13 protein-coding genes are annotated in these 12225 nt (G+C 75.9%); 9 read left to right on the top strand and 4 right to left on the bottom strand.

Annotated elements, in window-relative coordinates; all coding sequences use genetic code 11:
- The first annotated feature begins 161 nt into the window (after window positions 1–161).
- The 4 genes from ACFU7Z_RS25380 to ACFU7Z_RS25365 are packed head-to-tail and all read left to right on the top strand — an operon-like array spanning window position 162 to window position 2775.
- Window positions 162–941 (top strand): DUF2071 domain-containing protein, encoded by a 780-nt coding sequence (locus ACFU7Z_RS25380; RefSeq protein WP_198959501.1) that lies wholly within the window; start codon window positions 162–164, stop codon window positions 939–941.
- Window positions 938–1747: a class I SAM-dependent methyltransferase gene (locus tag ACFU7Z_RS25375; RefSeq protein WP_380779855.1), complete on the top strand. Its 810-nt coding sequence runs from the start codon at window positions 938–940 to the stop codon at window positions 1745–1747. The genes ACFU7Z_RS25380 and ACFU7Z_RS25375 overlap by 4 nt, the downstream gene beginning before the upstream one ends.
- Complete coding sequence (locus ACFU7Z_RS25370; RefSeq protein WP_380779853.1) at window positions 1744–2220, top strand: hypothetical protein; 477 nt, start codon at window positions 1744–1746, stop codon at window positions 2218–2220. Before ACFU7Z_RS25375 ends, ACFU7Z_RS25370 begins: the two co-directional genes overlap by 4 nt.
- 48 nt (window positions 2221–2268) lie before the next feature.
- On the top strand, window positions 2269–2775 hold the full coding sequence (locus tag ACFU7Z_RS25365; RefSeq protein ID WP_147409341.1) for a hypothetical protein: 507 nt from the start codon (window positions 2269–2271) through the stop codon (window positions 2773–2775).
- 25 nt (window positions 2776–2800) lie between these two features.
- On the opposite strand, the gene ACFU7Z_RS25360 is transcribed toward ACFU7Z_RS25365, so the two are convergent.
- Together ACFU7Z_RS25360 and ACFU7Z_RS25355 are read right to left on the bottom strand one after the other, a co-directional pair.
- Window positions 2801–3448 carry a response regulator gene (locus ACFU7Z_RS25360; RefSeq protein ID WP_380779850.1) on the bottom strand — a complete coding sequence of 216 codons (648 nt, stop codon included), beginning with the start codon at window positions 3446–3448 and terminating at the stop codon, window positions 2801–2803.
- Window positions 3433–4653 (bottom strand): sensor domain-containing protein, encoded by a 1221-nt coding sequence (locus ACFU7Z_RS25355; protein WP_380779848.1) that lies wholly within the window; start codon window positions 4651–4653, stop codon window positions 3433–3435. Before ACFU7Z_RS25355 ends, ACFU7Z_RS25360 begins: the two co-directional genes overlap by 16 nt.
- A gap of 109 nt (window positions 4654–4762) precedes the next feature.
- On the opposite strand from ACFU7Z_RS25355, the gene ACFU7Z_RS25350 reads away from it, so the two are divergent.
- Together ACFU7Z_RS25350 and ACFU7Z_RS25345 are read left to right on the top strand one after the other, a co-directional pair.
- Window positions 4763–5557 (top strand): ABC transporter ATP-binding protein, encoded by a 795-nt coding sequence (locus tag ACFU7Z_RS25350; protein WP_380779846.1) that lies wholly within the window; start codon window positions 4763–4765, stop codon window positions 5555–5557.
- Window positions 5557–7932: an FtsX-like permease family protein gene (locus ACFU7Z_RS25345; RefSeq protein WP_380779844.1), complete on the top strand. Its 2376-nt coding sequence runs from the start codon at window positions 5557–5559 to the stop codon at window positions 7930–7932. Before ACFU7Z_RS25350 ends, ACFU7Z_RS25345 begins: the two co-directional genes overlap by 1 nt.
- A gap of 28 nt (window positions 7933–7960) precedes the next feature.
- On the opposite strand, the gene ACFU7Z_RS25340 is transcribed toward ACFU7Z_RS25345, so the two are convergent.
- Complete coding sequence (locus tag ACFU7Z_RS25340) at window positions 7961–8725, bottom strand: alpha/beta hydrolase (RefSeq protein WP_369808358.1); 765 nt, start codon at window positions 8723–8725, stop codon at window positions 7961–7963.
- A gap of 201 nt (window positions 8726–8926) precedes the next feature.
- On the opposite strand from ACFU7Z_RS25340, the gene ACFU7Z_RS25335 reads away from it, so the two are divergent.
- A complete protein-coding gene (locus ACFU7Z_RS25335; RefSeq protein ID WP_049659068.1) occupies window positions 8927–9733 on the top strand; it encodes a TM helix repeat-containing protein in 807 nt (268 codons plus the stop codon).
- A gap of 38 nt (window positions 9734–9771) precedes the next feature.
- Here the strand turns inward: ACFU7Z_RS25335 and ACFU7Z_RS25330 are convergent, their stop codons facing one another.
- Window positions 9772–10125 (bottom strand): DUF6401 family natural product biosynthesis protein, encoded by a 354-nt coding sequence (locus tag ACFU7Z_RS25330; RefSeq protein WP_049659067.1) that lies wholly within the window; start codon window positions 10123–10125, stop codon window positions 9772–9774.
- Between the two features lie 164 nt (window positions 10126–10289).
- On the opposite strand from ACFU7Z_RS25330, the gene ACFU7Z_RS25325 reads away from it, so the two are divergent.
- Window positions 10290–11216, top strand: coding sequence for an LLM class F420-dependent oxidoreductase (locus tag ACFU7Z_RS25325; RefSeq protein WP_049659071.1), 927 nt, complete (start codon window positions 10290–10292; stop codon window positions 11214–11216).
- A gap of 135 nt (window positions 11217–11351) precedes the next feature.
- Window positions 11352–12047, top strand: a complete 696-nt coding sequence (locus ACFU7Z_RS25320) for an AAA family ATPase (protein ID WP_380779841.1) — start codon at window positions 11352–11354, stop codon at window positions 12045–12047.
- Window positions 12048–12225: the final 178 nt, after the last annotated feature.

Here is a 12225-nt window from a genome sequence, read left to right as displayed (position 1 = left end):
CGCGCACCCCGCCCACCCCTCCGACCCCCGAGTTGAACACGTTCAAAGTCGTGCGCCATGATGAGGATGCGCGAGAACACCCCGCCGCGGCCTGCGGCGAAGGGCGGTCCCGCGCTGCCCCGTCACGCTCCGAACCCCCCTACCCGACCACGGAGTCGACCGTGCGACACCTGCTGCAACGCCACCCCTTCGCGATGCGCACCCGCTTCGCGCACTCGCTCGTCCTCACCTACGCCCTGCCGCCCCGCCTGCTCGCCCCGCTGGTGCCGCCCGGCCTCGCCCTCGACACCTACACCGACCCCGACGGCGCCGAGCACGGCTTCGTGGCCGCCGCCGTCGTGGACGCCCGGGCACTGCGCCCGGCCGCCCTGCCCGCCCGCCTCGGCCGGGACTTCATCCTGACCGGCTACCGGGTCTTCACCCGCTTCCCGACCCCCGGCGGCCGCACCATGCGCGGCCTGCGCATCCTGCGCTCCGACACCGACAGCCGGATGATGGCGCTCGGCGGCAACGCCTTCTCCCGCTACCACTACCGGCATGCCCGGATCGGCACCCGGGTGGTCGACGGGACCCTGGAGTTCAAGGTGGTCAGCGGCGACGGCCGCGCCGACCTGCACGTGCGCGCCGACCTCGGCAGCGCCCCCGCCGCCCTCCCGCCGGGCAGCCCGTTCGCGGACGCCCGCGCCGCGCGCCGCTTCGCCGGCCCGCTGCCCTACACCTTCGAGTACGAGCCGCAGACCCGGTCGATGATCGTGGTCAAGGCCACCCGCGCCCACTGGGAACCCGCCCCGGTGGCCGTCGAGGTGCCCCGGCTCACCTTCTTCGACCACGGCCCGCTGGCCGGCAGCCGGCCGGTGCTCGCCAACGCCTTCCACGTCGCCGGCCTCGACTACGGCTGGCACGCCGGGGAGCGCCGCACCCTCACCGGAGCCGCCCGATGACCGCACCCGCCGCCCCCGCCGCCTCCGTCCCCGCTCCCGCCCCCGGTCCCGTCCCGGACGGCCCCCGCCCGTCGGGTGTGCGCGAGGTCGTCCGCTACAACTGGCCGATGTACGCCGCCGGCGCGTTCACCGTCGTCGCCGGCGGGGTGCTGGCCCGCCGGCTGCCCGGCCCCGCCGCCGCGCTCGCCCGGGCGGCCGCCGCCACCGCCGCCGGGTACCTCGCCCTCGGCACCCTCGCCACCTGGTGCGTCTACGACCGCTCCGGGCTCCACAGCTACGACTGGCTGCCCGCCCTGCTGCCCGACGGCCCCGGCGACCACCTGGTGATCAGCACCGGCCTGGACGAGGCCGGTCGCCCGCTCGCCGCCCGCCACCCCGGGGCCCGCGGACGGCTCGCCGACCTGTACGACCCGGCGCTGACCTCCAGCGGCTCGATCCGCCGCGCCCGCCGCCACGCCCCGCCCGCCCCCGGCGGCATCCCGGCCCGGCCGGACGCCCTGCCCGCCGCGACGGGCACCCTGGACACCGTGTTCGCCGTCTTCGCCGCCCACGAACTACGCCGCCCCGCCGACCGCACCGCCCTGTTCGCCGAAGCCGCCCGCACCCTGCGCCCCGGCGGCACCCTGCTGCTGGTCGAGCACCTGCGGGACGCCGCCAACACCGCCGTCTACGGCCCCGGCGCCTGGCACTTCCTGCCCCGGGCCACCTGGCTCCGGCACGCCGCCGAGGCGGGCCTGCACCCGGCCGCCGAACGCCGGATCGCCGGCCTGGTCACCGCCTTCGCCCTCCGGAAGCCCGCCTCATGACCGGGCCGACCGGACTGGCCGAGGTGACCGCCCTGGCCGAACTGACCGGTACGCCCGGACTCCTCACCCTCGAGGCCCAGTTGCGCCTGGTCGGCGCCGCCCTCGTGACCGCCGGCCTGGTCCACGCCGTCCTGCCCCGCGCCATCGGCTGGCCCGCAGACCTCGCCGGCACCACCCTGCTGACCCGCCAGGTCTCCTACGCCCACCTCTTCTTCATCGGCCTCGCCTGCGCGCTGCTCGGCCTGCTCCCGCTCTGCCTGGCCCCCGACCTGCTCGCCGGCGGCCGGCTCGGCACCGCCCTGCTGGCGGGCCAAACTCTGTTCTGGGGCCTGCGCTGGCTCTTCGAGTTCGCCTACTTCTCGCCCCGCCTGTGGCGCGGCGACCGCCTGCGCACGGTCGCACACCTCGGCCTCTCCGTCCTGTGGACCTGGGTGACGGCGGTCTTCGCGGCCGCCCTCTGGCACACGGTCTAGGATCAGTCCCGACCCCGGCAGCCCACACAACCCCTCAAGGATCATGCGGTGACCGTTGCTTTCCCCCGTGCTCGCGCCGTGCGGTCGGCCCTGTCGGCCGGCGTCGTCCTGCTGGCGGCCACCTCCTGCTCCGGTTCGGCCGACGCCCCGCTGACCAGCGCCCAGGCCAAGCAGAAGACCGACACGTACTTCACCGAGATCTTCCTCGCCTTCCCGAAGCCGATCTCGCCGGTCGTCGACCGGGACGCCGAGGAGAAGTGCTTCAAGAAGGACGCCCCCTCGGAACCGGACGGCCGGGTCAAGGCCGTGACGTACCGCTTCCTGCGGGACATCCCGGCCGACCACCACGACACGATCTTCGACACCTTCCGCGGCCACCTCGTCGTGGCCGGGTTCAAGGTCACCGACAGCAGGCCCGGCGTGATCGTCCTCACCAACCCGGACAACGGCTTCAAGGCCTCCATCTCGGACGGCGACAACTGGCCCACCACACTGGTCGTCGGCTTCGAGTCCCCCTGCGTCTGGCCCAACGGCACCAAGCCGCCCACCGGCTGAGCCGGCCGCACCGCCCCCGCGGCTCTCACGCCCCCAGGTAGCGCAGCACCGCCAGGACCCGCCGGTGGCCGTCCACGTCCACCGGCAGGTCCAGCTTGGCGAAGATGTTGCCGATGTGCTTGTTCACCGCCGCGTCGCTGATGAAGAGTTCAGCCGCGAGCGTGGCGTTGGAGCGGCCCTGGGCCATCAGCGCCAGCACCTCGCGCTCGCGGGCGCTGAGGCGCTCCAGCGGGTCGTGCCGCAGCCGGACCAGCTGCTGGACCACCTCCCGGTCCACCACCGTCCCGCCGCCGGCCACCCGTTCCAGGCCGGCCATGAAGTCGGCGACCGCGCCCACCCGCTCCTTCAGGAGGTAGCCGACGGCCCGTCCGCCGTCCGAGTCCAACAGCCGTGTCGCGTAGGACTGTTCGACGTACTGGCTGAGCACCACCACCGGCAGCCCGGGGTGCTCCCGGCGCAGCCGGACGGCGGCGCGCAGGCCGTCGTCGCGGTGGTCCGGGGGCATCCGGACGTCCGTGACCACGAGGTCGGGCCGCTGCGTGCGCACGGCGGCGGCCAGGGCGTCCGCGTCGCCGACGGCGGCGAGGACGTGGTGCCCGAAGCGGTGCAGCAGGCCGATCAGTCCCTCGCGGAGCAGGACGGCGTCCTCGGCGACGATCACCCGAAGCGGCACGGTATCTCCACGTGGAGCAGGGTCGGGCCGCCGTCCGGGCTGGACACCCGCATCCGGCCGTCGACGGCGGTGAGGCGGTCGGCGAGCCCGGTCAGCCCGCTGCCGAGCGCCGGGTCCGCGCCGCCGCGGCCGTCGTCGGCGATCTCCAGGACGAGCAGGTCCGCGTGGTAGCGGCCGGAGACCCGGGCGCGGCCGGCGCCGCTGTGGCGGGCGATGTTGGTCATCGCCTCGCTGATCAGGTAGTAGACGCCGGTCTCCAGCTGCCGGGGCAGCCGGACGGGCAGGTCCAGGTCGACGGTGACCGGGATCGGGAACCGTCCGGCCTGCTCCCGGACGGCGGCGGCCAGCCCGTGGTCGGCCAGCACCGGAGGGTTGAGGCCGCGTACGATCCGGCGCAACTCCTCGTGAGCGGTGCCGAGTTGCTCCTGCGCCCGGGCCAGCTGCGGGCCGAGCGGTGAGCCCGGCGGGACGTCCAGGTGCATCAGCCCGAGGGTCATCCCCAGCGAGACCAGCTGCTGCTGCGCGCCGTCGTGCAGGTCCCGCTCGATCCGCTGCCGCTCGGCGTCGAAGGCGTCCACCAGTCGCGCCCGGGAGGCCTTCACCTCCCGCAGCCGCGCGCCCAACTCCGCGTCGCGCGGGGCGAGCAGGGTGCGGGCGAGGGCCGCGCGGGCGCCCGCCCAGGAGGTCACCGTGTACGGCGAGGCGAGCAGCACGAGGGCCCCGAAGACCGACCACGGCCAGGTGGCGCCGTCGAGCGACGAGAAGCAGAGCGCCGGCACCCCGAAGGAGAAGAGCAGCACCAGCAGGTCCAGCCACCACAGCGCGGCGGCCGAGAGCAGGGTGAAGCCCAGTTCGCGCCAGGTCACCGGTTCGGTCAGCCGGGTGGCCGCCCAGGCGCGCGGCCCCGGGGCGTTCGGCGCCCGGTGCGGGTCCTCGGCCGGGTCCAGGTCCACCAGCCGCAGCCGCCACCGCTCGACGGCCGCGACCGCCACCGCCGACAGCACCACCCCGACCAGCGGCGCCACCCCGACCAGCACCACCAGCAGCACCGCCCCCGCCACCAGTCCGGCGGCCAGCACCACCAGCGCCGCGGCCCCCACCAGCACCCCGCTGGCCAGGTACGCCAGCGAACGCCACGGCCACGCGGAGCCGAGGAAGCTCAACGGCCGTTGGGCCATCGCCTGCCATGCCGTTCTCGGACGCATGCGAAGAACGATAGTGGGGTGGTCCGTCGGGCGGGGTAGTGCAGGCACTACCTTCCCGGTGGTGCCCGGATCAGTGCCCCCGGTCCGCGGGTCCGCTGGAATCCTCGGCATGACGAACCATCGGGAACCCAGGGCGGAGCGGGGCGCCGCCGAACCGCACGGCGTGGTGGAGCTGCACGACATCCGCAAGGTGCACGGCAGCGGCGAAGGGGCGGTGACCGCGCTCGACCGGGTCACGCTCGGCTTTCCGCGCGGCACCCTGACCGCGATCATGGGGCCCTCCGGCTCCGGGAAGTCCACGCTGCTCCAGTGCGCCGCCGGACTGGACCGGCCCACCGGCGGCCGGGTGCTGCTGGCCGGCCTCGACCTCGGCGCCCAGAGCGAGCGCCGCCGCACCGAACTGCGGCGCGGGCGGATCGGCTTCGTGTTCCAGGCGTACAACCTGGTCGAGTCGCTGACCGCCGCCCAGAACGTCGAACTGCCCTCGCGCTTCGCGGGCCGCCGGAAGGGCGGGGCCGTCGGCCGCGAGGAGGTGGCCGCCGCGCTGCGCGCCGTCGGGCTGGCCGAGCGCGCCGGGCACCGGCCGAGCCGGCTCTCCGGAGGCCAGCAGCAGCGCGTCGCCCTGGCCCGCGCCCTGGTCACCCGCCCCGACGTGCTCTTCGCCGACGAGCCCACCGGCGCCCTGGACACCCGGACCTCCGGCGAAGTCCTGCGCCTGCTGCGGCGGTTGGTGGACGAGCAGGCACAGACCACGGTCATGGTCACCCACGACCCGGCAGCCGCCGCCGTCGCCGACACCGTGGTCTTCCTCCAGGACGGCCGGATCGCCGACCGGCTGGACCTCGACGGCGACCACGCCCGCGCCGCCGCCGTCGCGGCCCGCATGGCCCGGCTGGAGGCGTGATGCTGATCGTCGCCAACGTCCGTGAGCGCTGGTCGAGTCACCTCGCGTGCTGGCTCGCCGTGCTGGTCGGCGTCGGGCTGATCACCGCCACGCTGACCGTCCACGAGTCCGCCCGGCCCGCCGTCCAGCCCCGCCTCTCCGCCGCCACCGCCCTGGTGCTCCCGCCGCAGGCCACCGGCCGCGGCGGCAGTGCCGAGGACCGCGTCCCGTGGAACGCCGCCGAGGCGGGGGCCCTGACCGACCGGCTGCGCGCGGCGCCCGGCGTGGCGGCCGCCGTGGTGGACCGCGCCTTCTACGCCCAGGCCGTCCGGGACGACAGGCCGGTCCCCGACGAGGGCGCGGCCGAGGCGGGCCACGGCTGGTCCTCGGCGCGGCTGGCCTCCTACCGGCTGCTCACGGGCCGGGGGCCGGAGGCCGCCGACGAGGTGGTGGTCGACCGGTCCCTCGGCGTCCCGGCCGGCGCCCGGCTGACCGTCAACCTCACCGCCGGGCGTACCGAGTTCACCGTCGTCGGCACGGTGGACGGCCCCGGGTACTACCTCAGCGACGCCGCCGCCGCGCAGCGCGACCCGGGCGTCCGGACGATCGCCCTGCTCCCCGCCCCCGGCACCCCGCCCGCCCGCCTGGCCGCGGCCGCCCGTACGGCCGTCGGCGACCGGGCGGCCGTGGTCACCGGCGACGGCCGCGCCGCGCTCCAGCCCCGCCACGTCGAGCACCGGCGCTTCCTCGGCACCCAGGTGATCGCCGCGCTGGCCACCCTCGGCCTGTTCACCACCGGCTTCGTGGTCGCCTCGATGCTCGTCCTCGCCACCGGCCTGCGGCGGCGCGAACTCGGCCTGCTGCGCGTCCTCGGCGCCACCCCGGGCCAACTGCGCCGGATGGTGCTCGGCGAGGCCGCGCTGGTCGGTCTGCTCGGCTCGGCGGCGGGCTGCCTCGCCGGGCTCGCGGCCGCCCCGCTGCTGCGGGACGCCCTGCTGCGCCTGGACGTCGCCCCGCCGGGGCTCACCGTGCGGGTGACGGCCTGGCCGCTGCTCACCGCCGCCGCGACCGGCGTCGGCGTCAGCGTGCTCGGCGCCTGGGCGGCGAGCCGCCCCGCCGCCCGGGTGGCGCCACTGCAGGCACTGCGCGAAAGCCACACGGGGGAAGGGCAGTTGGGCCGCACCCGGCTGATCGGCGGACTGGCGGTGCTCGGCCTCGGCACCGGCTGCGCGGTGCTCACCGCGACCGCCGCCGCGGACCGCCGGATCAGCCTGGCGATCACCGCCACCATGCTGCTGATCGCGGCCGCCGCCCTGCTCGCCCCGGTCCTGGTCGGCCCGGTGGGCCGGGTGGTGACCGCACCACTGCGACGGCTCGGTACGGCCGGCCCGCTGCTGCTGCGGGCCGGGCTGACGGCGGGCGCGTCCCGCGCCGCCGCGGCGGCGGCACCGGTGATCGCGGCGGTCGGCTTCGCCGTGCTGCTCAGCGGCGCGGTGGAGACGATGCGGGCGGCCTACCCGGCCGGCCAGGCGCTGCGGCTCTCCGGCCAGGCGATCGTCACCAACGACGGAACCCCGGGCCTCACCGACGAGGCGGCCGACGCCCACCCGGTCGGCAAGGCCGCCCTGCCGACCCGCGCCTTCGTCCACCGCGCCGACGGGACGACCGTCGTGATCGACGCCCTCGGCTCCCGCGACCCGGCCTGGAGCCGGCCCGGCGAGGCGGTGCTGGGAACGTCCATGGCGCGTTGGCTGGGCGTGACGGCCGGGCAGCGGTACCCGGTCCGCTTCGCCGACGGGGCGACCGTCCCGCTGCTCATCGCCGGGATCCTGCCGGACGACCCGGCCCGCGGCGACTTCGTCCTCGCCCGGAGCCTGGTCCGCGGCCACGACCCGGCCGCGCTGGGCGACGACCTGTTCGTCCCGGCGGAGGCGGATCCGGTGGCGGTCGTCCCGGGGACGGCCGTCCACGACGCCGTCCGCTACGCCCTGGACGACTACGACACCGACGCCCGGCTGACCGACAGCCTGGCCGCCATGCTGATCGCCGTGGCCGTCGGCTACAGCGCGATCGCCACCGCGAACAGCACCGCCCTGTCCGCCCACGGTCGGCGCCGCGACCTCGCCGTGCTGCGCTCGACCGGCGGCACCGTCCGCCAACTGGTCCTGCTGGCCGCGGGCGAGGCGGCCGTGGTGACCGCGATCGGCACCCTGCTGGGACTGCTGGCCACCCTCCCGCCGCTGGCCGGTCTCGCCTCCGGCCTCGCCCAGAGCACCGGAGCCCCGGTCACGCTCCACCTGGACCCGGCGGCGCTGGCCTCCGTGGTCCTCGCCTGCCTGCTGCTGTCGGGGACGACCGCCGGCCTGGTGACCTGGCGGGTGCTGCGCCGGGCCTGAGGAACCGGCCCCGCGGGGCCTCGGTGCCTCAGGGGTTGGCCGGGAGGGCCGGGGCGCGGCGGGGCTGGGGTGGGAGGGGGAGGGTGAGGGCTTCGCGGGAGGCGGGTGGGAGGGCGAGGGCGGAGGCGGTTTCGGCGGGGAAGGGGTGGAGGCCGAGGAGGGCGGTGGTGAGGCGGGTGGTGGCGCGGTGCCAGTCGGGGAGGCGCTGGAGCATGGCGTGGCCGCTGCCGGTGACGGTGTAGCCGCAGACCCGGGCGCCCGCGGCGCGGCTGCGGGCGGCGAAGGCGCGGGTTTCGGCGGGCGGGGTGACGGTGTCGCGGTCGCCGTGCAGCAGGAGGACGTCCCGCCCGGCGAGTTGGTCGCACGGGTCCTCGGGCGGGCACCACGGTGCGAGGGCGACCAGGCCGGTGACGGAGGGGTGTCCGCCGGCCTGGAGGGCGGCGCGCCCGCCCATCGAGTGGCCGACCAGGACGGTCGGCACCGGCCCGAGCAGCGCGGTGAGTTCGTCGAGCGCGGCGGTCGCGTCCCGTGCGGCGTCGGCCCGTTCGCCGTTCCAGCCGCGGTGGCGGTAGCGGACGGTGCCGATGGCCACCCCGTCCCGCGCGGTCGCCCTGGTGAGCGCGCGCAGGAAGCCGTGCATCCGCAGCAGCGGGAGGTTGAGGCGCCCGGGCCGGGCGACGTTGTGCTCCTCGCCGCCGTGCAGGACCAGGACGGCGGCCCGGGCCGCTTCCGGTCGGACCCGCCAGTGCAGCGCCCGGTGGTCCACCGCGTGCTCCGCCGCCGTACCGCCCACTTGCCGCACCGTCCCGTCCGTCCCGCCCCGTGGCCCGTCCCCCCGGACCGCCACTGTACGCGTGCGGACGGCCGGAGCATTCACCCGAGGGGACCATCCCGGACACCGGGCGCGCGCGGCCGGGGCGGGCGCCTGCTATCCACGAAGGGTGGGGGGCCGAAGCGCCCGCTCGTGGCGCCGTGTCACCGAGTGGAGGACTCCGTGGCTCAGCAGCTCGCACTGTCCGTCGATTTCGGGTCGGGCTTCACCGAGGCCTGGTCGAAGATCGCCAAGGTCATTCCGCAGTTCATCGCCTTCCTGGCGATCCTGGTCGTCGGCTGGTTCGTGGCCAAGGCGATCGCCAAGATCCTCGACCGGGTGCTGCGCAGGGTCGGCTCGGAACGGGTCGCGGAGCGGTCCGGAGTGGCCGCCCACCTGCAGGGTTCCAAGTACGACATGACCGGCATCATCTGCAAGGTCGTGTACTACATCGTCCTGCTGATGGCCCTGCAGCTGGCGTTCGGCGTCTTCGGCTCGAACCCGATCAGCACGATGATCCACAGCATCGTCGCCTGGCTGCCGCGCGGCATCGTCGCCGTGGTGATCGTGGTGGTCGCGATGGCCATCGCCAACGCGGTGCGCGACATCGTGGGCAGCACGCTCTCCGGCGCCTCGTACGGCCGGACGGTCTCCACCCTGGTCTGGGCGTTCATCGTCGGCCTCGGCGTGATCGCCGCGCTGGGCCAGGCCGGGATCGCCACCTCGATCACCGGGCCGGTCCTGATCGCCGCGCTCGCCACCATCGCCGGTGTGCTGGTGGTCGGTGTCGGCGGCGGCCTGATCATCCCGATGCGCCAGCGCTGGGAGCGGTGGCTGGACGGCGCCGAGCGGGAGACCGCCCGGCTGCGCGGCACCGCCTACCAGGCCGGCCGCTCCGACGCGCTGTCCAACCAGCCGGTCCGGCCGACCACCCAGACCGGTCCGGGCACCCCGCCCGCGCCGGGCATCGAGGGCGACCAGAACCGGTAGCCCGCCGTACCGGGCGGTCCGGGAGGGCCTGCCGGGGCTCAGACCCCGAGCAGGCCCTGCTCGCGGACCAGCCAGCAGATCGCGGTGAGCCGGATCACGGCGTAGTCGTGGCCGACCGGCTCCCGCCAGCCGATCTCGGCGAGCGCGTCCAGGAAACCCAGCGCGTAGTCCGACAACTCCTCACGGTCCAGGGGCCGGGGCGCGAGCTCCGGCCCCTGCGCGTACAGCAGCTCCCGCAGCATCGCCGCGTGCTGGTCGACCGCCGCCACGAAACCGGGCTCGAAGGCGAACTCGGCCAGCCGGGGCGTGAAGGCCGTCACGATGCCGGGCAGCGGACAGCCGGCCGGCTCGTCGGGGGAGCGCCGGAAGGACTCGTCGGGGGTCGCGAACATCCGTCCACGGTAGGCGACCCTCCGAGCGGGAACGGGCGCCCGTGACGGATCCGTACTGAGACCTTGGCCACCCCTGCCGCCCCACCCGGCCGGATCGGAAACCGTCCGTGGCGCGGCGGACGCGCTGTGCCGATCACCGGTCGGTCCGTACCAGAATGGCCGGCATGGATCTCCGCGTCTTCACCGAACCCCAGCAGGGTGCGAGTTACGACACCCTCCTCAAGGTCGCCCGCACCGCCGAGGAGCTCGGGGCCTTCAGCGCCTTCTTCCGCTCCGACCACTACCTGAAGATGGGCGACGTCGACGGCCTGCCCGGGCCCACCGACGCCTGGATCACCCTGGCCGGCCTCGCCCGCGACACCAGCACCATCCGCCTGGGCACCCTGATGACCGCCGCCACCTTCCGGCTGCCGGGCGTCACCGCGATCCAGGTCGCCCAGGTGGACGCGATGAGCGGCGGCCGGGTCGAGTTCGGCCTCGGCGCCGGCTGGTACGAGGCCGAGCACACCGCGTACGGCATCCCCTTCCCGAAGGAGAAGTTCGGGCGGCTGGAGGAGCAGCTGGCGATCATCACCGGGCTGTGGAACACCAAGCTCGGCGACACCTTCGACTTCGCCGGCGAGTACTACACGCTGACCGACTCGCCGGCCCTGCCCAAGCCCGCCCAGGAGCACGTCCCGGTGCTGGTCGGCGGCCTCGGCCCCAAGCGCACCCCGGCCCTGGCCGCCCGCTTCGCCGACGAGTTCAACCTGCCGTTCGCCTCGGTGGACGACACCGCGGCCCAGTTCGGCCGGGTCCGCGCCGCCGTCGAGGCGGCCGGGCGCTCCGCCGACGACCTGGTCTACTCCAACGCCATGGTGGCCTGCGTCGGCCGCGACGACGCCGAGGTCGCCCGCCGGGCCGCCGCGATCGGCCGCGAGGTCGACGAGCTGAAGGAGAACGGCCTGGCCGGCACCCCGGACGAGGTGGTCGAGAAGATCGGCCGGTACGCGGCGGTCGGCAGCGAGCGGTTCTACCTCCAGATCCTCGACCTGGACGACCTCGACCACCTGGAGCTGATCGCCTCCCGGATCGCCCCGCAGCTGGGCTGACACCCGCCGCCGGGCCTCGGCGCCGCCACGCTCCGGGCCCGGCCGTGGTCGTCCGTACCCGCTCCGACCTCCGCCCTTTACTCGTTCTTGGGAATGAGCGATGCTCCTCGAAGGGGAACGGCGGGGGGAGACCGGGTGAGTGGGACGCGAACGGTGCGGACGGCGGCGGCGCCGAGGGTGCCGCCGCCGCGCACCGCCGGGGAACGGGTCGTCCTGCCCGCCTCCTACGAGCCGTCCGAACCGTCCGCGCCGCACGACCCGAGCGCCCGGCACGAGCTGCGCGGGCCCGGGCCGGCGGTCCTGCGCTACCCGGCCGGGGACCTGCTGGTCGTCACCGGCCTGCCCGGCAGCGGCAAGAGCACCCTGATGCGCCGCTGCGTCCGCGCCCCGCTGATCGACTCCCAGCTCGTCCGCGAGGAGTACGCGGCCCGGCTGCCCGGCCGCCTGCCGTACGCGCTCTACCGCCCGCTGGCCCGGCTCGCCCACTACCTGCGGTTACGCCGGGCCGTGCTGGACGGCGGGCCGCTCGCGGTGCACGACTGCGGCACCCAGCCCTGGGTGCGGGCCTGGCTGGTGCGGGCCGCCGCCCGGCAGGGCCGCCGGGTGCACCTGCTGCTGCTCGACGCCGACCCGGCCGAGGCGCTGGACGGGCAGCGGCGGCGCCGGCGCGGCGTCTCGCGCTACGCCTTCGCCCGGCACCAGGCCGCCGTCGCCCGGCTGCGCCGCCGGATCCTGGAGGCCGGACGGCTGCCGGCCGGCTGTGCGTCGGCCGTGGTACTCGACCGGGCCGCCGCGCGCGCCCTGCGGGGGATCGACTTCACGGCGTCGTAGTCTCGGCGGGTCCGCGCCGGGCGCCGGCGGGTCCGGCCGGAGCAGGCCACGGGCGCGGCCGACACCCCGTCAACTCCCCTGTCAGGAGCGCTGATGCGCCGTACTGCCCGGGTGCGCTCGCGTGCCCCACGCCTGTTCCCCTGCGCCGCCGCGCTGGTCGCCGCGGCCGGTCTGAGCC

The sequence above is a fragment of the Kitasatospora sp. NPDC057518 genome, assembly GCF_042802075.1.
Taxonomy (GTDB): domain Bacteria; phylum Actinomycetota; class Actinomycetes; order Streptomycetales; family Streptomycetaceae; genus Kitasatospora.
The sequence above is the reverse complement of the archived record's forward strand: the minus strand, read 5'-3'. Positions and strand labels throughout refer to the sequence as shown.